Annotated in this window: 14 protein-coding genes; 1 reads left to right on the top strand and 13 read right to left on the bottom strand. The window is 67.9% G+C overall.

Annotated features, from left to right (window positions below; all coding sequences use genetic code 11):
* Positions 1-251: 251 nt before the first annotated feature.
* A complete protein-coding gene (locus tag Poly30_RS07745; RefSeq protein WP_419191098.1) occupies positions 252-1,676 on the bottom strand; it encodes a M20/M25/M40 family metallo-hydrolase in 1,425 nt (474 codons plus the stop codon).
* A 17-nt stretch (positions 1,677-1,693) separates the two neighbouring features.
* Between Poly30_RS07745 and Poly30_RS07740 the strand changes: the two genes are divergently transcribed.
* The gene (locus Poly30_RS07740; RefSeq protein ID WP_145195956.1) at positions 1,694-3,760 is read left to right on the top strand and encodes a DUF3604 domain-containing protein; all 2,067 of its coding nucleotides are present in this window, start codon (positions 1,694-1,696) and stop codon (positions 3,758-3,760) included.
* Here Poly30_RS07740 and Poly30_RS07735 read toward each other — a convergent pair.
* The 12 genes from Poly30_RS07735 to Poly30_RS07680 all read right to left on the bottom strand — a co-directional run bounded on the left by Poly30_RS07735 (position 3,747) and on the right by Poly30_RS07680 (position 21,361).
* Complete coding sequence (locus tag Poly30_RS07735; protein WP_145195954.1) at positions 3,747-4,244, bottom strand: pyridoxamine 5'-phosphate oxidase family protein; 498 nt, start codon at positions 4,242-4,244, stop codon at positions 3,747-3,749. The two genes, Poly30_RS07740 and Poly30_RS07735, sit on opposite strands and share 14 nt — an antisense overlap.
* A 60-nt stretch (positions 4,245-4,304) precedes the next feature.
* Positions 4,305-6,392: a diguanylate cyclase gene (locus tag Poly30_RS07730; RefSeq protein WP_145195952.1), complete on the bottom strand. Its 2,088-nt coding sequence runs from the start codon at positions 6,390-6,392 to the stop codon at positions 4,305-4,307.
* A gap of 66 nt (positions 6,393-6,458) precedes the next feature.
* Positions 6,459-8,510 (bottom strand): GGDEF domain-containing response regulator, encoded by a 2,052-nt coding sequence (locus Poly30_RS07725; protein ID WP_145195950.1) that lies wholly within the window; start codon positions 8,508-8,510, stop codon positions 6,459-6,461.
* Between the two features lie 21 nt (positions 8,511-8,531).
* Complete coding sequence (locus tag Poly30_RS07720; protein ID WP_145195948.1) at positions 8,532-8,951, bottom strand: Hpt domain-containing protein; 420 nt, start codon at positions 8,949-8,951, stop codon at positions 8,532-8,534.
* 149 nt (positions 8,952-9,100) lie between these two features.
* A complete protein-coding gene (gene lipB, locus Poly30_RS07715) occupies positions 9,101-9,757 on the bottom strand; it encodes a lipoyl(octanoyl) transferase LipB (RefSeq protein ID WP_145195946.1) in 657 nt (218 codons plus the stop codon).
* Positions 9,758-9,766: 9 nt separating this feature from the next.
* The gene (gene lpdA / locus Poly30_RS07710; protein ID WP_145195944.1) at positions 9,767-11,179 is read right to left on the bottom strand and encodes a dihydrolipoyl dehydrogenase; all 1,413 of its coding nucleotides are present in this window, start codon (positions 11,177-11,179) and stop codon (positions 9,767-9,769) included.
* 62 nt (positions 11,180-11,241) lie between these two features.
* Complete coding sequence (locus tag Poly30_RS07705; RefSeq protein WP_419191097.1) at positions 11,242-12,351, bottom strand: thiamine pyrophosphate-dependent dehydrogenase E1 component subunit alpha; 1,110 nt, start codon at positions 12,349-12,351, stop codon at positions 11,242-11,244.
* A gap of 4 nt (positions 12,352-12,355) precedes the next feature.
* Entirely contained in the window at positions 12,356-14,071 is a 1,716-nt protein-coding gene (locus tag Poly30_RS07700) for a 2-oxo acid dehydrogenase subunit E2 (protein ID WP_145195941.1), read from the bottom strand.
* Between the two features lie 61 nt (positions 14,072-14,132).
* Positions 14,133-15,110 carry an alpha-ketoacid dehydrogenase subunit beta gene (locus tag Poly30_RS07695; RefSeq protein WP_145195939.1) on the bottom strand — a complete coding sequence of 326 codons (978 nt, stop codon included), beginning with the start codon at positions 15,108-15,110 and terminating at the stop codon, positions 14,133-14,135.
* Positions 15,111-15,147: 37 nt separating this feature from the next.
* The gene (locus Poly30_RS07690; RefSeq protein WP_145195937.1) at positions 15,148-16,263 is read right to left on the bottom strand and encodes a thiamine pyrophosphate-dependent dehydrogenase E1 component subunit alpha; all 1,116 of its coding nucleotides are present in this window, start codon (positions 16,261-16,263) and stop codon (positions 15,148-15,150) included.
* The gene (gene lipA / locus Poly30_RS07685; protein ID WP_145195935.1) at positions 16,260-17,294 is read right to left on the bottom strand and encodes a lipoyl synthase; all 1,035 of its coding nucleotides are present in this window, start codon (positions 17,292-17,294) and stop codon (positions 16,260-16,262) included. Before lipA ends, Poly30_RS07690 begins: the two co-directional genes overlap by 4 nt.
* Before the next feature lie 161 nt (positions 17,295-17,455).
* Positions 17,456-21,361, bottom strand: coding sequence for a hypothetical protein (locus tag Poly30_RS07680; RefSeq protein ID WP_145195933.1), 3,906 nt, complete (start codon positions 21,359-21,361; stop codon positions 17,456-17,458).
* Positions 21,362-21,406: the final 45 nt, after the last annotated feature.

Genomic DNA, 21,406 nt, shown 5'->3' with positions numbered 1-21,406 from the left:
AACCGCTTGAGAGCCTGAGCAAGAAAGGCCCATGCTCGACGCGCATCCGCGTTGGCGGATACACCAGGGGCATCGACTCGAGGCCTGAGCGACACGATCGAAAACGGTTGCTCAGGCTGTGAGAAGGCGCGTCGGGCCGGGAATGCGCTCCCTACGCCGAGCCCCCCCCGCACATTCATTCTGGCGGAGCGCCCCCAGGAAGACCCTCCTATCCAACCAGCGGGGACCGCTGCCGTAGCGCAGGAGAGGACTCACACCTTCGCCACGATCCACGCCACGCAGGCCGTGAGCCGCTCCGCCATCGCAAGGTGCAGGAACTCGTTCGGTCCGTGGGCGTTCGACCCCGGGCCGAGCACGCCCGTGATCACGAACTGCGCCTCCGGGAACGACTCCCCCAGAAGGCCCATCAGCGGGATCGTTCCGCCCTCCCCCAGGGACACGGCGGGCTTTCCGAAGAACGCCTCGCTCGACTCCTGGATCGCCGCGTCCAGCCATGGCGCGAAGGGCGGCGCGTTCCAGCCGGTCGCGCCGTCCACGTTCTCGAAGGTGACCTTCGCGTGGCTCGGGGCGTCGCCTGTGAGCGCCTTCGTCAGGGCGGCCATGGCGGCCTTCGGCTCGGTCGTGGGCGCGAGGCGGAAGCTCAGCTTCAGCGCCGTCTCCGGGCGCAGCACGTTGCCCGCGTCCGCGATGGCCGGGAGGCCGTCCGCTCCCGTGACGGAGAGCGTGGGCGCCCAGGTCCGGGCAAGGATTCGCTCGACGTTGCTCGCGCCCATCGGCTGCGTGCCCGCCTGGAACGGGTACTTGTTGTGCACGCCTTCGCCGAGCACCTCGGCCGCGGCCTCTGCCTGGACGCGGCGGTCCGGCGGGACATCGGCGCGGAGTTCGTCCACGAGGATCTCACCGGTGCTCGCGTCCTCGATCCGGTCGAGGATCTGACGCGCGACGCGAAAGCTCGAGGGCACGATGCCGCTCGCGTCGCCCGAGTGGATGCCCTCGGTCACCGTCGAGATGCGCAGGTCGCCCGTGACGTTGCCGCGCAGGCTGGTGCAGAGCCACATGCGCTCGTAGTCGCCGGCGCCCGAGTCGAGGCAGACGACGAGGCTCGGCGTGCCGATGCGCGCGGAAAGGTGCTCGACGTAGGCGGCGAGGTGCGGGCTGCCGCTCTCCTCGCTCGTCTCGATGAGGACGACGCAGCGCGGATGCGCGACGCCCTCCGCCTGCAGGGCCTCCAGCGCCCCGAGGGAACCGAAGACCGCGTAGCCGTCGTCCGCCGCGCCGCGACCGTAGAGCTTGCCGTTCTCGACCACGGGCTTCCACGGCCCCTTGTTCGCGTCCCAGCCCGTGACCTCCGGCTGCTTGTCCAGGTGCCCGTACATGAGCACCGTCGCGTCGGAGGCGCCCTCGCCGAAGGCGGGCACCTCCACGAGAAGCGTCGGCGTCAGCCCGTCGAGGCGCACGATCTCCACCTCGAGGCCCGCGAGCTTCCGAGCGCGCGCCCACTTCGCCGCCAGCTCGACGGCTTCGTTCAGGAATCCGTTCGCCGCCCAGTTCTTGTCGAACGCCGGGGACTTGGCGGGAATCTGGATGAAGTCGGAGAGAGCGGGGAGGATCGAGGTCTTCCAGTTGTTCTGCACGTGCGCCATGAGGGCACGTGGATCGAGCGTTGCCGTGGTCATGGAGCTAGTCTGAGGGAATGGACGAAGGACGGAAAGGCCGGGGAAGCCGCTTCTACGCACTCATGACGCTCTGGGCGTGCCTGGCGGCCTGCGACGGCAAGGACACCCGCCCCGGGGCAGCTTCCGACGACGTTGCCGGCCGGAGCTCCGCCGCCCCCGACCTCGCGCCCCTCACCGCGAGAAGGGACCAGGTGCGCGACTTCGAGGCCGACCTCGCGGCGAAGCGGCATCCCGGCGACGGCGGCGGATCCGCGCGCGTGACCGCTGCGCCTGAGCGCGTCGTGGCGGGCGGGGCTGGCCGCTGGACGATCGAGTACACCGTCGGCGAGCGCGGGATCGAGCCCGGCGGCGTCATCACGCTGATGCCCGAGCCGTTCTGGGGCTGGTCGACGCCCCAGGCGGAGCGCCGCGAGTTCCCCGGCTACACGGAGGTCACGTCGAAGGCGCAGGGAGACGCGACCTTCCGCACGGCGACCTACGGGGGCGCCGAAGCCGGGATGTTCCTCGTCACCGTGGAAGGCGCCGCGCTCGAGCCCGGCGATACCGTGACCCTCGACTACGGCGCGGGCCCCGCGGGCGCGCGAGCCGATCGCTACGCGGGCCGCGGCGCCCGCCTGTGGCTCGCCGTCGACAGCGACGGCGACGGCGTGCGCGCGCTCGTCGAGTCGTCTCCTTCCGTGGACGTGGAAGCGAGAGAGCCCGCGCGCGCCGTGCTGCTCGGGCCCTCGATCGTCCGCCCTGGCGAAACCGCGCGCTACTCCGTCAGCCTGCTCGACGAATGGGCGAACGCCGCTCCGAAGCTCGATTCTGGCGAGCCTTGGATCACGGGCGCCGCGATCTCCGGATACCCGGTCGACTGGAGCGGCCCGGAGTCCGTCGAAATCGGGGCGAGCGGATCCGCGGACTTCGAGGTCAGGGTCGGCGAGGCGCGGCCCGGATCGGTTCGCCTGACCGCGACGGTCGCGCTGCCGGACGAAACGGCCGTCGAAGCCGAGGCCAATCCAAGTTGGGTGGACGCCTCCGCGCCGCTGATCTTCTGGGCCGACCTCCACGGACACTCGGGGCTCTCCGACGGCACGGGCGCCGTCGAGGACTACTTCCGCTACGCGCGCGATGTCGCTCGACTCGACGTGATCGCGCTGACCGACCACGACCACTTCGGCGTGGCGTTCCTCGACGCTCGGCCCGAGTGGTGGAAACGCATCGAATCGCTGAACGGGGAGTTCCACGAGCCCGGCCGCTTCGTTTCGATCCTCGGCTACGAGTGGACGAGCTGGATCCACGGCCACCGTCACGTGCTGTACTTCGATGGCAGCGGTGAGGTTCTGTCGTCGATCTCGCGCGAGGGCCAACCGAGCCACGACACCCCGACGAAGCTATGGGACGCGCTGCGCGGCCAGCAGGCCCTGACCATCGCCCACCACAGCTCGGGCAACCCCATTCCTGTGAACTGGACCTTCCCACCGGATCCCGAGCTGGAGCCCGTGACCGAGGTCGTCTCCGTGCATGGCTCGAGCGAGGCCAGGGACGCGCCGCACGTGGTCGCGGGCAGCCGACCCGGGCAGTTCGTCCGCGACCAGCTGGAGCGCGGCTACCGCCTCGGCTTCATCGGATCCGGCGACTCCCACGACGGTCACCCGGGGCTACCCCATCTCTCGCCGGGCTACGGCTGGCGCCCTGCGAATACCCAACGAGGCGAGCTGGTCGGTACGGGCGGCCTCGCCGCGATCCGCGCGAGCGAGCTGTCGGGCGGCGCCGTGTACGAAGCGCTGCGCGCACGCCGGACGTACGCCACCAGCGGCCCTCGCATCGCCGTTCGCGAGCGCGCTGCCAGTGGTGGCACGCGGATCGAAGCGGCAGGCACCGCGCCGTTCGTCAAGGCGGATCTCGTCCTCGGTCCGCCGGGGGCCGGTCTGCGGAGCCTGCCCCTCGAGCAGCTCTCCGCCGCTTCTTCCGCCCGCGACGTGGCCGTCCTGATCCCCGAGAACGAAGCGAAGGCACACGCGTACGTGTACCTTCGCTTCGTTCAAGGAGACGGAGGGACTGCCTGGTATGGACCCCTCTGGAGCGCTACTTCATTTTGACCGTGCCGTGCTCCGTGCTGTCCGGGTCCATCGCCTCTCCGCGCATCAGCGCGCCAGCTGCGGCCGCTGCGAACTTCAGGCGGTTGAGGCCACTCCCGTCCCAGTACTCCGCCGTGGACGGATGAACGTCGATCAGCGCGATGTTCGGATCGTTCACGCCCTCCGGGAACCAGAGGTCCCACGACTTGTCGTGGTACAGACCGATGCGCTCGCGGTCGTTGGAGACGGTGGCCTTGGCGGAAACGGAAACGCTTCGCTTGCCGTCATGGCAGGCGACGTTCACCTGGGGCTCCGCGAGGATCTCGTCCACCTTCACCTGGTCGAGTCCGGTCACGAAGACCATCTCGCCCGACGGCTTGGTGGCGACGATCCGCATGGGGCGTGAGCGAAGCTCACCGTCGCTGGCGCGCGTGACGAGCATCGCTTCGTCAAAGGACTTCAGGAGGTCGACGAGTTTCTCTTTCGGTGATTCTTGTTGGCTCATGGCGACGTGCAATGTTGCCCGGAGCCCTGTGCCGCGAATCAGCGTGGCGTGAAAACCGCTTTAGGCGCTGAAGCGTTGGGGATCCTGATCGTCGCCGATCTGGATCTCCGCCTGGCCGGAGACGCAAACGCGGTTTCGACCGGACTCTTTCGCGACGTAGAGCGCTTCGTCGGACGCCTTGATCAGATCGTCGACGCTCTCCATGTCGGGGGACATCTGCGCCACGCCAAGGCTCAGCGTCACGGCGCGGTCGAATCCGCTGTGGCGGATCACGTGGCGCTCGATCGCGCTGCGCAGGCGCTCCGCGGCCTTCTCCGACGTGTCGACGTCCGTCGCCACGTTGATCACCAGGAACTCCTCACCGCCGAGGCGGCAGAGCACGTCGGACGCGCGACCATGGGCTTGCAGCGTGTGCGCGACCTCGCGGAGCACGATGTCGCCCACGTCGTGGCCGTAGTCGTCGTTGACGCTCTTGAAGCGGTCGATGTCGCAGAGGATCACCGAGAGCGGGCGGTTCGTGCGGCGCGCGGTCTCCCACTCCTGCTTGAGGCGCTTCATCGCGTAGCGGCGGTTCGGAAGCTCCGTCAGCGTATCCGTCAGAGCCGCCGCGCGCAGCTTCCTCGTCATGATGCCGAGCTCGGCGACCTGGCGCAGGCGCGAGCGCTCCGAGTCCTCGACCCGCTCGCGGAGCTGGATCATCCGCTGGGCCGCGCGCACGCGCGCGATCAGAATGCGCGGGTTGAAGGGCTTCACGATGTAGTCGTCCGCGCCCGCATCGAACGCCTCGACGATCTGCTCGTCGTCGCCGCGCGCCGTCACGAGGATGACGTACATCTTCATGCCGACCTGGCTCCGGCGCAGCGTGGCGCAAAGCTCGATGCCGCTCATCTCGGGCATCATCCAGTCGGTGATGAGGATCTGAGGCGTATGCTCCAGCGCGATCGCGAGGCCCTGGGCGCTCGTCTCCGCGGTGAGGACCTCGTAGCCTTCCCGGCGCAGGTGGTGACCGATGAGCCGCAGCATCTGGGAGTCGTCGTCGACGAGCAGGATGCGGGTCGGCTCTCCGTCGTCCACGCCGGGCCGATCGAGCGGATGCAGCGGAAGATCGAGCTCGGCCTGGAAGAGACCGGACTCCTTCTCCTCGGGCACGTGCGGACGCCGCATGTCGGCGGGCGCCGTGAGCATCGCCGAGCGCAGGCCGCGGCGCTCGAACTCGTTGGCCACGTCCTGGAACGACCCCGCGTTGAAGGTGGTAATCCCGATGATGGAGCCCCACTCCTTCCAGCTGGGCACGACCGCGTCGCAGAGCGACAGGAGCGCGTCGTACTCCATGTCGAGGTCCTCGCACAGGTGGGAGAGCGACAGAAAGCCGCCGCGCCAGCGCGCGTCGTCCGGCTCCCAGCAGCCCGTCAGGACCCGCGCGATCTGACGCCCCGAGCGGACGAGCGTGAGCAGCGTCTTCTTGCCGTCGTCGTCCACGTCCTCGTCGCCGCCGATCTCGGGCGTGCCGATGTCCTGTTCCTGGGCGCGGAGCAGCGCGACTTCCTGGAACTCGCGCGGCAGACCCCAGCTGGCCATGATCGCCGCCGAGACCTCGAAGTGATCGATGCCGAAGGCGCGTGACTCGAGGCGCGCGAGCGCGAGGTCCGGGATCCCCGGGTTGTCGCGCAGGAGGTCCGAGTAGCGCTCGGGGTGGATGCTCGCAAAGGCGAGCTTGCCCACGTCCGCCAGGAGCGCGCAGGTGAAGGCCGAAGCGGGGTCGACGTGGCGCGTGACCTGGGCCAGCACGTGCACGGTCACCGCGGTGGCGAGCGCGTTGGCCCAGTAGTCCTTGTAGTCGAAGTGCTTGGCCTCGCCCCGGCGATTGTCCGCGACGAGCGTGAACCCGAGCGCCACCGAGCGGATCGCCCGGCGCCCCAGTCGCATCGTGGCCTGGCCGACGGTCTTGACGTTCGGGAGCCCGTCCTTGTTGGCCGCGTTGGCGATCTTGATGATCCGCCCCGAGAGCGCCGGATCCGCCAGCAGGGTCCGGATCAGCTCTTCGTGATCGTAGTCGTCGTCCTTGGTGAGCTCCAAGATCCGCAGACCCGCCGTCGAAGGGGACGGCAGGGATCCGGTGAGCCGGAGTTCATCGAACTTGCGGTGCATGAATGGGGGGTGACCTTTGGAGGAGGTGAGGACCGGGACGTGGCCAGAGCCTCCGCGGAAGAGACGTCAGGCGGAACGCCGGTACTTCTCTGCTTCTTCGGGTGTCGGCAAGGGTGCACCTGCGACCCGAACGCAATTCCGCCCCTCATTCTTGGCTTGATACACCGCCTCGTCGGACGCCTTGAGGAGCGCCATGAGACTGGGAACGCCTTCGTGGGTCCCGGCGACGCCGAGGCTCACGGTCACCGCGCGATCGAACCCCGGGGACTTCACCACGTTGTTCTCCACGGCCTGGCGGATTCGCTCGGCCACGATCGCGCCGTCCTTCTCGAACGCGCCGCGGCAGATCACGAGGAACTCCTCTCCGCCGAGTCGGCAGACCTCGTCCTCGCCGCGCAGGGCGCTCTTGACCGCCTGGGCGGTGGCCTGAAGGACCTCGTCCCCCACGTCGTGCCCGAAGTTGTCGTTGACCGCCTTGAACTTGTCGATGTCCAGCATGATGACGCAGAACGGGATGCCGTTCCGCTCCGTCGCTTTCCATTCGACGTCGACCCGATTCATCGCGTGGCGACGGTTCGGCAGGCCGGTCAGCGGGTCCGTGAGTGACGCGGTCCGGAGCTTGCGGTTCAGCGCGTTCTTGTCGGCCAGCTGCTCCAGGATCGTCTTCCGGTCGCGCTCGACCTTGGCCTGGAGCTTCGCGATGCGGACGCCCGCCTTGATGCGCGCCGAGAGCGCGGTCGCGAGGAAGGGCTTCGTGACGAAGTCGTCCACGCCGGCATCGAAGGCCTCGACGAGCAGCTCGTTGGTGTGGCTGCCGGTCAGCAACAGGATATACATCGACGCGCCGACGCTGGAGCGACGAAGCGCACGCACGACCTCCAGACCGTTGAGGTCCGGCATCTCGTGGTCGACGATGAGCAGCGCTGGCTTCTCCTGGAGCGCCCGCTTGAGCGCCTCCTTCCCCCCCCGTGCCATCGAGACCTCGAAGCGCTCGGCGCGGAGGTGACGGACTAGCAAGCGAAGCGAGACGGGGTCGTCATCGACGGCCAGAATGCGGATGCGCTCGTCTCCGAGGGTCGCGCCCAGCGGCGGAAGCTTGACGACCGGCACCTTGGCCGCCACGGCCGCTGGCTCCACTTCGGGACCGGCCTGCTGCCGAGCCTTGTTCTCCTCGGCCCGGGCCATGTCTCGGCCGTGGGCGATGGCCGCCAGGACCTGACTGAAGCGAATCTCGGTCGTCTCGATGTCGAGGCTCTCGCCCCACTGCTGCCATTCCTTGGCCACCTGATCACAGAAGCCCTGGAGCCCGGAATCGTCCACCTTCAGCACGTCCCTGAGGATCTCCAGCTGATCACCGATCTCGGTGATCCGGCGCGGAGGCGTGGTTTCCCCGAGCAAGATCGCACTTCCAATCGCATCCGCGAGACGCAGCAGATCGGCCAGTGTCGCGATCGGCTCTTCGGTCGGAGTGAACGCGCGCTGCGAATTGAATTGATTCACCGCTTCCACGAAGAGCTGCGGCAGACCCCACTCAGCCAGCATGCACTTGCTCACGGTCGCGTGATCGATCTCGAACTCAGCGAACTCGGCCTCACGAAGCGCCCGCAGGGTCTTGCCCTGGTTCGAGAGCAGGATCTTGCCGTAGCGCTCGGCGTGTACCGACGCGAGCGCGAGCATGCCGATCTCGCCAAGGAGTCCACAGATGTAGGCCTCTTCCGGCTTGAAGAGCCCGAAGTGGCGGCTCAGCTCCTGGGCGGCCACGGCGCGGCCGAGGGAGAGCGACCAGTAGCGCTCGTAGTCGAACGGCCTGCAGGCGCCCGCTTCGCGCTCGGAGATGAGCGAGAAGGCCAGCGCGAGGTCCCGTACGACGCTGCCTCCAAGGCGCATGATGGCTCCGGACACGGTCGTCACCGCCTCGTGCCCGGCGCGATCGGCGCTGTTCGCCAGGCGAAGAATCCGGCCCGTCAACGACGGGTCGGACATGATCGCATCGCCCATGTCCTCCGCGCTGTAGTCGTCGGTCCGGGTGATTTCGAGGATCTTCATCCCGACGCCCGTGGGCGACGGCAGCTCACCGCTGTTCTTGAGCTCCTCGAATTCTGTGGGGATAGAACTCATATCTGGGGTTCAGGCTGGGGCTCAGGCGGACTCATCGGAGGCGCGGACAAAAGCCCCGCGTACGTCTTCGTACATCTCGAGCGCCGCACAGACCAGCTCGGGCAGGCCATCGAGGTCGTCCCCGCGCGCCGCAGCCTCCAGGGAAGCGCACGCCTGTGAGAAGCGCAGCGCGCCGATGTTGGCGCTCGACGACTTCAGCGCGTGGGCTGCACCGCGGATCGCATCGGCGTCCGACTTCGCGTCGGCGTCCGCCACCTGGGCCATGCGTTCGGCTGAGTCGACCAGGAACAGTTCGACGATCTCCGCCACGAGGTCCGGATCATCCTCGTCCGCGAGCTCTTCCAGGATGGAAAAGACGTCGCGGTCGATCACCGGGTCTCCCCCATGCTCGTTCCGGTGAAGCTTGCTGAAGGAGACGATACTGGTTGGCTTTGATTGCATGGCGTACACGCCCTCGGGGCGCCGGTCTCAGGAGGACTCTGTCCGACTCATCGACTGATCGGCACGCCAGGCTTTTGTCTACCTGTGGGAGAAACCCGATTCGGTCGACCTGTCCGGAAAACCTTTCCGTGTACCGCGCACGTTTACCACTACCCGAACACCCGCTGAAGCGCCTCGCCGAGCGCCAGCTTCACCTGGGCCATGAGGTCCCCGGACGGGCCCTTGCCCTCTGGACCACCTGGAAAATGGTCCATGACCCTCGTCATGACGTCTGCGGACAGTCCACAGGGCGCGAACGAGCGAAACGAATCCATGTCGGTCGTGACGTTGAGCGCCAGCCCGTGCCACGTCACCCAGCGCCGAACCGCCACGCCGATCGAGCAGACTTTCTTGTCTCCGATCCAGACACCGGTGAGGCCTTTTTCTCTTCGCCCTTCGATCCCGAGCGCGGCGAGCGCCTGGATCACGACGTCCTCCAGGTCGCGAAGGTACCGATGCAGGTCCCGGCGCCCCTCGGGGAGAAGAAGGATCGGATACGCCACGATCTGCCCCGGGCCGTGGAACGTCGCCTCGCCCCCGCGCTCGATCGTGACCACGGGGAAGGGCACCGCCGCGGCGTCCCCCTCGGCGGAACGGCGCCCACGCGTCACGACGGGGTCGTGCTCTACCAGGAAGACGCCGTCGGGCACCGCGCCGCGAATGCGCGCCGCCAGGCGCTCCCCTTGGAGCCGGTAGACGTCCTCATACGAGCGCCGCCCGAGATCCAGGATCTCGAGCGGCGCGCCGTCAGCCTCGGATTCTGTCATGGGCCGGACTTACTTCTTCGGCTTCTGGTAGATGTGCACGACCATTCCGTGGACCGCCTCGGCGGCTTCCATCATCGCCTCGGGCAGCGTCGGGTGCGCGTGGATCGTCCGCGCGATGTCCTCGACGGTCGCTCCCATCTCGATGGCGAGCGCGGCCTCCGCGATCAGTTCCGTGACCTCCGGGCCGACCATGTGGACGCCGAGGACCTCGTCAGTCTCCGCGTCACCGATGATCTTGACGAAGCCGTCCGTCTCCATCAGCGACATGGCGCGGCCAGACGCCGCGAACGGGAACTGGCCCGTCTTGTAGTTGAGGCCCTTCTCCTTGCACTGCTCTTCCGTGAGGCCCACCGAGGACATCTCGGGGCTCGTGAAGATGACGGCGGGGACGCAGCGGGCGTCGTACTCCTCGTTCTTGCCGGAGATCACCGCGGCCGCGACGAGGCCCTCGTGGGAGCCCTTGTGCGCCAGCATCGGCTGACCCGCGATATCGCCGACCGCGTAGATGTTCGGCACCTTGGTGCGCATCTGCTTATCGACTTCCAGGAAGCCCTGCTTCGTCACCGTGAGGCCGACGTTCTCGAGCCCGAGGTCGGCGCTGTAGGGCTTGCGGCCGACGGTGGACAGGATCTGATCGCACTCGATCTTCTCCTCGCCCTTCTTCGTCTTGGCCGTCACGATCTTCTTCTTGCCCTTGGCTTCCCAGCCCTGGGCGAAGGTCTCGGTGATGAGCTTGATGCCCATCTTCTTCATCGAGCGCTCGATGACCTTGACGCAGTCGCGCTCCTGACCCGGCAGCGCGCCGGGCGTGCCCTCGAGGATCGTGACCTCGGAGCCCAGCTTGCGGTACATCATCCCGAGTTCGAGGCCGATGTAGCCGCCGCCGATCACGAGCAGGTGACCCGGGATCTCCGTGGGTGAGAGCGCGCCGGTCGAGGACCAGACGTCCTTCTCGTCGCAGGTGAAGCCGGGGATATTGATGACCTCGGAGCCCGTGGCGATGACGATGTCGTCGCACTGGAGCGTCACATCACCGTCCGAACCGCCCGAGACCTTGACCGTGTTCTTGTCCACGATCTTGGCTGCGCCGTTCACCACCTTGGCACCGTTCTGCTTCAAGAGACCGGAGACGCCGCTCGTGAGCTTGCCGACGACGCCCTGCTTCCACTCCACGAGCTTGTGGATGTCGAGATCGACTCCCTTCGTCGTGATGCCCATCGCGTCTGCGTGGCGGATCTTGTCGAGGAGCGAACCGGCCGCGATGAGCGCCTTGGACGGGATGCAGCCGACGTTGAGGCAGGTGCCGCCCCAGTACTGCTTCTCGACGACGGTGACGTCGTTCCCGAGCTGGGCGAGGCGAATCCCGCAGACGTATCCGGCCGGGCCTGCGCCGATGACGACAACTTTTCGTTTGGATGACATGGACTTGTCCGTGTCCAGGGCACGATGCCCCGGAGGCTGTTCCCGAAAGGGATCGGGGAGTATTACAGGGGAAAGGCGCCGTCGCCCGGCTGGGCGTGACCCAGCTTCTCGGCGATGGCGATGAACTCGTTGTACTGCAGGCGCAGGTGGAAGGGCACGTCGGCGTACACGTCCTCGACCAGCGTCTTGAGCGCCATGGGCGGCGCGGCTTCCTGCTCGTGAATGACGGCGTCGATCTCCTTCAGGAGGTCCTTCTCGATCTCCGCGCGGCGACCTTCGTGCAGCACGCCGCGCTCGATCAGGTAGCGCTCGAAGCGCTCGATCGGATCGCGCTGGGCCCAGGACTCGACCTCTTCGTCCGAGCGGTACTTCGTCGGGTCGTCGGAGCTGGAGTGGCCGAGCATGCGGTAGGTCCGTAGCACCACGAGCGTCGGGCCCTCGCCCGCGCGCGCGCGCTCCATCGCCTCACCGACGGCGGACTCACAGGCGAGCACGTCGTTGCCGTCGACCTGGACACCCGGCATGCCGTAGGCCTTGGCCTTCTCGGCGAAGGACTTGGCCGCCGTCTGCTCGGAGGAGGGGACCGAGATCGCCCAGCCGTTGTCGGTGCAGACGAAGACCGCGGGGACCTTCCACACGGCCGCGAAGTTGAGGCCGGAGTGGAACCCACCGGAGCTCGTCGCGCCATCGCCGAAGTGGATCACATGGACCACGTCGTCGCCGCGCTGCTTCGAGGCGTAGGCCGCGCCCACGCCGTGCGTGATCTGCGTGCCGATCACGCTCGACCAGCTCGGGTAGTTGGTGCCCTTGTGCTGGAAGTGATTGCACATCTGCCTGCCCTTCGCCGTGTCGTTGGCGTTGCAGTACATCTGCGCCACGTACTCGGCGAGCGGCAGGCCCCGCATGACGGCGGCCCCGCCCTCACGGAGCCCCGACCAGAGCCAGTCCGTGGGACGGAGCGGAGCCGCCGCGCCCACCAGCGTTCCTTCCAGACCCGTCGCCGTGCCGACGAAGCCCACGCGTCCCGCGCGCTGTAGCTTGAGCATCCGGCCGTCGAGGCAGCGGATGCGCAGCATGTGCACGAGGAGAGCGAGGAGCTCTTCGTCGGAGTGCTTCGGCACCTCGCCGACGAGTTCGCCGGCCGGGCTCAGGATCTGGAGGGAGGCTGTCACGGAATCAGAGCGTCAGCAGTCCGGGGTTCTCGAGCAGGGTCCGCATCCAGGCGAGGAAGCGGGCCGCGTCGGCGCCGTCGGCGAGACGGTGATCGACGCTGCAGGAGAGGTTCATGTACTGACGGATCGCGATCTCGTCGCCTTCCGGGGTCTCGATGACGCCCGGACGCTTGACGATGCGGTGCACGCCAAGGATGGCGATGTCGGGGAAGTTGATGACCGGAGTCGCCAGCGTTCCGCCGATGTTGCCCGCGTTCGTGATCGTGAACGTCGAGCCGCGAAGCTCGTCCGGCATCACCTTGCCGTCGCGCGTGCGCTGGGCGAGGTCCGTCAGCTCGGCCGCGAGGTGCAGCATGCCCTTGCGCTCGACGTTGCGGATCACCGGAACCACGAGGCCGTTCGGCGTGTCGGTCGCGATGCCGATGTTGACCTCGGCGGGCAGGATGATCTCGCCGGCCGTCTCGTCGAGATGGCCGTTCAGCGAGCGGAAGCGGGTCAGGCCGTTCGCCACTGCCTTCATGATGAAGGGCATGTAGGTCACGTTGACGCCGTGCTGCTTGCCGAGCGCCTTCGCGCGCTCGCGCGTCGCGACCAGCTCGGTGACGTCGATCTCCTCGACCACGGTGAAGTGTGCCGCCGTGTGCTTGGAGCGCGTCATCGCCTCGCCGATCTTGCGGCGGATACCGCGGTACGGCGTGCGCTTCTCCTCGGACATGACCGGGATCGGCTCGGCAGGAGCCGAGGCCCGGCCAGCGGCGGCTGCCGGGGCGGGCGGCGCGCTGATCGGCTGGGGCGGAGCCGAGACGGCGCCCGAGGTCGCAGCTGCGGGCGCGGACTGTGCAGGCTGGGTCGACCCGCCGCCAGACTTCGAGAACGCCTCGACGTCGGCGCGGCGGACAACGCCGCCGCGGCCCGAGCCGCTCACGTTCATCAGATCGACGCCGAGTTCACGGGCGACGCGGCGCGCGCTGGGAACAGCGAGGACCTTGCCGTCCGCGTGGCTCACGCGCGCGGGCTGGCCGCCGCCTGCGGGGGCGCTCGGTGCAGGAGCCGGGCTACCGTTGGAAGCCGCGGGCGCCGACGGCGCGGGAGCGCTCCCCCCACCGGAGGACGCGCCCGTCTGCAGATGGAAGATCACGTCGCCGACCGGAACGGTCGCGCCGGCCTCGGCCAGGAGCTCGACGATCGTGCCCGCCGCGGGCGCGGGGACCTCGACCGTGGCCTTGTCCGTCATGACCTCGACGACGGGCTGGTGCTCTTCGACCACCGCGCCGGCCTCGACGAGCCACTGAACGATCTCGCCCTCGGCGATGCCCTCGCCGATATCGGGGAGCTTGAACTTGATCATCTCACCGCCGCCGCCGGAACCACCGCCGGCAGGGGTCGCCTGGGGCGCGGCCGAGGGGGAAACGGCTCCGCCGGTCCCACCGCCTTCACCCGAGTTCGCAGGGGCGCTCGTCGACTCGACCGAAGCCGAACCGGAACCGCCTTCGTCGAGGTGGAAGATCACGTTGCCCACGGGCACGGTGTCGCCCTCGGCGGCGAGGAGCTTCGTCACGACGCCCGCCGCGGGCGCGGGGACCTCGACGGTGGCCTTGTCCGTCATCACTTCGACGACGGGCTGGTGCTCGTCGACGGAGGCGCCCTCTTCGACAAGCCACTGGACGATCTCGCCTTCGGCGATGCCTTCGCCGATATCAGGCAGTTTGAACTCGATCATGGGATGGGGTGTGCTTTTGGAAACGTGTGCTCAGTGACGGGGGCGCGATCAGAAGGGGCGATCAGAAGTCGTAGACGGCTTCGATCGCGTCCAGCACCCGGCGTTCGTCGGGAAGGTAGTGGTGTTCCAGGGTGTTCGGGAACGGGGTATCGAAGCCGGTGACGCGCTTGACGGGCGCCTCCATGTACTCGATGCAGCGCTCGGCGATCATGGCGCTGATCTCGGCGCCGTACCCGCAGAAGCGCGGCGCCTCGTGCACGACGACCACCCGGCCGGTCTGCTTGGCCGCTTCGATGACGCCCTCTTCGTCGAGGGGCAGAAGCGTGCGGAGGTCGATGATGAGGCAGTCGATGCCGCGCTGCTCCTTGGCCTGCGCGGCTGCCTTTTCCACCACCGGCACCATCGCGCCATAGCAGTAGACCGTGACGTCGCGGCCCTCGCGAACCGTGCGGAGCGTCGAAAGGTCGACGGTGTACTCCCCTTCCGGCACCTCGCCCTTCACCGAGCGATACAGCGCCTTGGGCTCCATGAAGAGCACCGGATCCGGATCCTGGATCGACGCGAGCAGAAGCCCTTTCGCATCGTGCGGCGTGGACGGGATCACGACCTTGAGGCCAGCGGTGTGGGCGAAGTACGCCTCGCCCGACTGGCTGTGGTAAAGACCGCCGCGGATGCCGCCGCCGTAGGGCGTACGGATCACCATCGGCGCGGTGTACTGGCCGCCGGAGCGATAGCGGAGCTTGGCCGCCTCGCTGACGATCTGGTCGAACGCCGGGAAGATGAAGTCCTGGAACTGGATCTCCGCGACGGGGCGCAGGCCGTTCATGGCCATGCCGATCGCGGTACCGATGATGCCGTCCTCGGAGAGCGGCGTGTCGAAGCAGCGCCCCTTGCCGAACTCGGCGGTCAGGCCCTCCGTCGCGAGGAAGACGCCGCCCTTGGGTCCGACGTCCTCGCCGAACATGACGACGGATTCGTCCGCGCGCATCGCGGTCTTGAGACCGTCGTTGACCGCCTGGATGAGTGTGAGGTTTGCCATGGGATTGTGTGGGTGTTCGGGCGCTCGGCCAAGCGGATCAGAGGGGGAATTCGCCGTCACCGGCATCGGCTTCGCCGCGACGCTTGGAAAGGTCGAACAGGAACTCGCCCTGCTGGCGGATGTGGGCGGGAACCTCGGCGTACACGTCGCTGAAGATCGTTTCCAGACCGGGCTTCGCGACCTTCTGGGCGGCCTTGGCCGCCGCGTCGACCTCGGCCAGCGTCTCCTTGCGCATCTGGTCCTCGAGCTTCTGGGTCCAGAGCTTGCGCTTCTCGAGGAACTTGCGGAACCGCTCGACCGGGTCCTTCTTCTTCCACTTGTCGACGATCTCCTTGGGCACGTACTTCGTGGGATCGTCGGAGGTCGAGTGCCCGCCCATGCGGAAGGTCACCGCTTCGATGAGCGTCGGCCCCTCTCCCTTGCGCGCGCGCTCCGACGCGTCGAGGACGGCCTGGCGGACCGCCAGGAGGTCGTTGCCGTCGACGGTCTGGTGCGGCATGCCGTAGGCCTCGGCCTTGATCGCGTACCCGTCGCTGGCGGTCTGCTCGTCCGACGGACAGGAGATCGCGTAGCCGTTGTTCTGGCAGAGGAAGACCACCGGGGCCTTCCACACCGCGGCGAAGTTCATGCCGCTGTGGAAGCCGCAGCTGGAGGTGCCGCCGTCTCCGAAGCTCACGAGGTGAACGGTGTCCTCCTGGCGCAGCTGGCTGGCGTAGGCCGCCCCCACCGCGTGAGGCAGGTGCGTGCCGATCGGCGAGCTGATGCTGTAGAAGTGGATCGGATCCACGAAGGAGAAGTGAACGGGCATCTGCCGGCCCTTCGCCGCATCTTCGGCGTTGCCGAACATGTTGTGCATCATCTCCAGGGCAGGGATGCCGTGGTAGAGCGCCATGCCGAAGTCCCGGTAGCTCGGGAAGATCCAGTCGGTCTTCCGGAGCGCGCTGGCGGCGCCCACCTGGGTCGCTTCGATGCCGAGGTTCGGAATCGAGAACCCGATGCGGCCGGAGCGCTGGAGCTTGAGGCAGATCTCGTCGAACGAGCGGACGAGCAGCATCGTGCGATAGCAGTGCAGCAGCTCCTCGTCGGAGAGCCCGGCGTCGTACCCTTTCTTGGTCGCCCCGGTGGAGCTGATCACGGTGAGCATGTCGGTCATGATGCGGTGGTTCCTTCCTTCAGGCTCGGCGACGGGTTCGACGCGCGCCTGCCTCGGATGAGGCGCGTCGCGAAGTACTCGCCAGCCTTGTAGCTGGAGCGAACGAGGGGGCCGGATGCGACGTAGAGGAAGCCGAGGGCGCGCGCCTCGATCTCCAGTTCGCGGAAGCGCTCGGGCGTCACGTAGTCGCGCACCGGAGCGTGATTGGGGGTCGGGCGCAGGTACTGGCCCAGCGTCAGGAAGTCGACGCCCGCGTCCCGAAGGAGGCCGATCGCTTCGAACAGTTCCTCCTGGGTCTCGCCGAGGCCTACCATCAGGGACGACTTCGTGAAGATCTCGAAGCCGTTCGCCTCGGCGTAGGCCTTGCCCTGGCGAAGGACGTCGAGCGAGCGCTCGTAGCTGCACCGCGGGTCGCGGATCTTGCGCTGGAGCCGCGGCACGACCTCGACGTTGTGGGCGAGCACGTCGGGCCGAGAGGCCATCAGCGTCTCGAGGTTCTCGCCGGTGTAGTCGGGGATCAGCACCTCGACGAGGGTCTTCGCCGAGTGCTCGCGGATCGAGCGGACGCAGTCCGCGTAGTGCTTCGATCCCCCATCGGCCAGATCGTCGCGGTCGACGCTGGTGATCACGAGGTAGTCGAGAGCCATCTCGCCGACGGCGCGGCCCACGTGTTCGGGCTCGTTCGGATCGGGCGCCTTGGCGCGATCGACGGTCTTGACGGCGCAGAAGCGGCAGCGCCGGGTGCACTCGTCCCCCAGGACCATGATCGTCATGGTGGCGTGGTCGCCCTTCCAGCACTCGCCGATGTTCGGGCAGCGCGCTTCCTCGCAAACCGTGTGGAGATTGAGCTCCTTGGTGAGGCCCTTGAGCTTCTTGTAGCCCTCGCCGCCGGGCAGCGGGACCTTCAGCCAGGGGGGCTTGGGCTCCCGACGGCCTTTTCCGCCCTTCGCATCGGGCACAATGGCCCCAACACGGCTGGCGTGCGCCGAGGGCTCTTCTGGCGGCGATGAGGGCTGGCTGGAGTAGGTCATCCGAGGGGTGAAATGGCGTAAGAGAATAGCAGAAGGCCCCCTTGGGCGCCCCCATGAGAGGTCAGTACGGCCGGGAATTCGGCTGCGCCATGATCCTGGACCCTGTGCGGACGAATTTCCCCCTGGACATCCAGTGGAACAGGACGGGGCGAAGGGGCCGCTCAGCGGTTGGACAGAAGGGTCCAGGCCACCGGAGGCAGCTCACCCCGATCGACCGTCCCACTTCCGTCCAGGTCCCACCGTCCCAGGAAGTCATCCGCCATCACGTCGAGGCCCCTGGTCAGCACGATCGTCTCGATCCGGCCGAGTTCATCGTCCTCCAGAAGGGTGCTCCGGTCGGTGTCCGCGGCGGTGAACAGATCCGGCCGCTTCGTCAGCTCGCGTTTGGACAACACCCCATCGCCGTTCCCGTCGAACGTCTCCAGCAGGACGTCCCGCGTGGTGCGCGGTGTCGCGGGAAGGTAGCCGTACCGCCTGCGCGTCGGCCACTCCTGCTCCGGCGGCTCCATGCCCCGGCCGCTTCGCTCCTCCATCCGGCGCGGATCGAGCTGAACGAACCCGTCGCCGTTGCGATCGAGCGCCGCCCAGACGTCGTCGCCCACGTTGAACTCACGCAGACTGATCGTCCCGCCACCCGAGTCGTCGACCTTCGCCAGCGACCGTGCCCCGAGTTCGTCGCCGAAGCGCAGGTTCCGAAGCGGACCCGGCTGGCGCGAAATCTCGTGAATCGAAAGCCGCCCGTCCCCCGACAGGTCCAACGCTCCGAAGTAGGCCGCCTTGAACTCCTTGGCATCGAGCTTGCCGTCCTTCTTCCGCTCGAACGCGAAGGGATCGATGCGGTCGAGGAGTTTCGTCAGGTCGCCGTCGAGCCCGGTGCGAGGATCGTTCCTGCGCCTCTCGGCCTCGGACTCCGGCTCCGCGGCCATGCCGGACATCGGCGACGCGGCGATCGTCCCTCCGATCGGTTCGTTCAGCTTCGCCAGCTCGAACAGCGTCACGCGGCCGTCTCCGTCCTCGTCGGCTCCGGCGCCCCCCACGAGCTTCAGCTCCCCGCCGGTCAGAAGCCCGCTCCGATCCCGATCCGCCCGCGCGAACAGCGCGCGCGCCGACGAGGCCGCCGCGATCGATTCCTGGGCGTAGAGACCGATCGTGCCGAGGGCCTCCCCCTTCACGGAAAGTGCCCGGTCGATCTCGCTCCGTTGCAGCCAGCGAGACTCCGGATGACTCACGTCCTTGAGCGGCCCGCGATCCTCGTCGACCATCGCATCGAGGGGGAACTCCTCGGCGACGAACGCTGCCGCCCGATCGATCCCGGCGACGGATCCGAGTTCGACGACCTCCTGCGAGTTCGAAAGGTCCGCCATCCTGAGGCCGGTCGTGCCCGCCGTGAAGGCGAGCGGCCGGAGGAACGGCGCGTTGTACCAGCTTCCGAACGACACCGATTCGCACGACTCTCCCATCGGAACGGCCGACAGCTGAACCTGACGCTCGGGGTCGCTCACGTCGACGAGGCGCAGGGACGTTCGCTCCGTGCCGTCGCGCGCGGTCCGCACGTCCGCGAAGTAGAGGACGTCCCGTTCCGCTGTCTTCGCGCCGCCCTGGGGAGCGGCGACGTCCACGTGGGTCCGCAGCGCGAGGCCCGCGTATCGATGGCCCTCTTCGCGCCGTTCCGCGGCTCCCGCGCGACGGTTCTTGGAACCGATCACCTTCAGGTACTGTGGCTCGGTCGCGTCGATCAGGATCGGTCCGGCCTCGTCGTCGCAAACGGCGACGAGCCTGCGCGCAGGCGTTCGCTCGTCGCTCGGCTGGCCCCTCTTGTCGACCGTGGGCCGGCTGTACTGGAAGAGCACGTCGAGATCCACGAGCCCTCGGCCGTCGGCGCCGGACGACGAGAACTGGCCGATCCCGAGCCCGCCCACGACCTTGGGCGCCACGGGATAGCGAATGTCGATCACGAGGAGTCCACCTGGCCCGTCGGCCACGTACGCGTAGGGCCAGCGCACCTCCACGTCGAACGCATCGATCGTCGGCGTCGAGCCGATGAGCTTCGGGCTCTCGGGGTCCGCGACGTGGAAGATCTTGAGGCCGCCCACTCCGTCCGCCACGTAGAGGTGCTCGCCCGACAGATCCATCCCGCGCGGGTCGACCGTCATGTGGAAGCCCACCCGCCGGATCTCACGGGGGTCTCTTACGTCGAGCACGTGGACTCCGCGCTCGTTCTCCGCCGCGTAGAGATAGCGACCGTGGCCCTGGAGCGGATCGCAATCGAGCTCCAGGTCCACGACATCCGGCTGCACCACCTTGGAGAGCGGCACCGAGTTCTGCGGGTTCTCACGATCGAAAGCCAGAGCCTCGATTCCACGGCGGTCCGCCACGTACGCCATCTGCCGACCCAGCCGGAAGTTGGACGAACCCAGCCCCCACGTCTCCGACGCGCGATGGCATTCGATGCATTCGCGCGCGGTGGGCCGCGTCGAATGCAGCTGATGGTGGATCATGGTCAGACCGGACAGACCGTTCTCGGTCACCGGCAGCACCTGGTCGAGGATGCGCTCTCCGTCGGCGTTGTCGACCGTGCCCATCGTCGAGAATCCCGTCAGGTAGGGCGCGATACGCCCCTTCTCGTCGAGCCCGGCGTAGAAGCTCTTCCAGGTGGTGAAGACCTTCTCCTGGGTCGTCACCCGCCCCGGCGTTCGCTCCCCGGTCAGCAGATCCATCTGCGTCAGCGCTTCGTTCCGATAGAAGTGGAACCCGAGGAAGTTCACGTTCCATCCGGCGTGGCACGTGTAGCACGCCACGTTCCCGTGGGCACCGGTCATCGCCCGCGCCGCCTTCTCGCTGTAGTCGCTGGTTCCCGCCGTCACGACGTCCACCGCTTGCTTGATGCGGTGCTCGGCGCCCGTCACCTTGCTGCGCATCCAGACCTCTTCGTCGCGCAGGAACAGATGGGAGAGCGGCGTGCCGCGATCGGTCTTCAGATTCGAACGCTCGGTGAACGTGCCGTGACAGGCCTCGCAGGAGATCTCGGTCGCCTCCTCCATCTTCGAGAGCAGCCGCCCGTCCCCCATCACGCCGTTCAGGGTGTGGCAATCGACGCAGTGCAGCCCGGACGCGTGATGCACGTCGGGCGGCGTCATCGCGGGGTCGTCGATGAAGAACGAGCGATGGAGCAGGCTGTCCGTGGTGCCGTCGATCTCGGGACCACCCGCCGCGCCTGGCGGCAGCTGGGACAGTCCGCGGAAGTGCAGCCCGATCGAGGCGTCGCCGTAGTGGCAGGACGTACACGTCTCGGTCGGCGGCGCTGCCACCAGCGAGTGGCGCGAGGGGTGCCCGGGTTCGTTCCGCCGGGCCGCCGCGTCGCCGCTGTCCGAAAGCCCGTTCGTCGCGTACGGGACGTGGCACGCCGCGCAGCCCGTACCCCGATACTCGCCGTCGAAGCCGACGCGCCCGCGCACGGCGCGCCCCTGGCTGTAGAGGTGACACTGCATGCACTCCTTGCGGATGAGATCCGGGAAGTGCGCCTCGAGCGTCTTCTGATCGCTTCGGCTGTCGATCTCCGGCGGCTGATTCAGCGACGTGACCGTATTGCCTTCCACGTCGCGATCCGCGCGCACGGGGAAAACGGAGTAGCGGCTGTCGCGGCCCTCCTGCAGCCCGGTCTCGAAGAAGCCGTCGGAGAGGTGGCCCGCCGTGGTGCCATGGAGCGAGAGCATCAGATGCTGGACGAGTTCGCCGTGGCAGTCGCCGCACACCTTCTCCGCGATGCGCAGATCCATCGGGTTCACGAAGCGCACGTGCGCCAGATCGCGGTCCAGCGGAGCCACGCGCTCGTCTGCCTGACGCACCGCCGAGGGAGCGACGTGGGCTCGCCCCTTGGCGCGCTCGTCCGGCTGACCGCCGTGGCAGTCGGTGCAGGAGAGCGGAAAGCCGGGATGCATCTCCTCGATGCCCTGGTGGCAGGAGAGGCAGCCCTCGTCGCGGAGGCCCGCATGGGGCTCGGGCGCCGACGCGACCGGAGATCGCGCCACGGAGGGCGCGAGCGCGCCTCCCAGAAGGGAGATCGCCAAGAGCGCGACGAACACCCCGTACCAGCGGGAGGCCCGCCGAAACAG

Source organism: Saltatorellus ferox, assembly GCA_007751475.1.
Lineage (GTDB): Bacteria > Planctomycetota > UBA1135 > UBA1135.
This window is presented reverse-complemented; position numbering and strand designations above follow the sequence as displayed.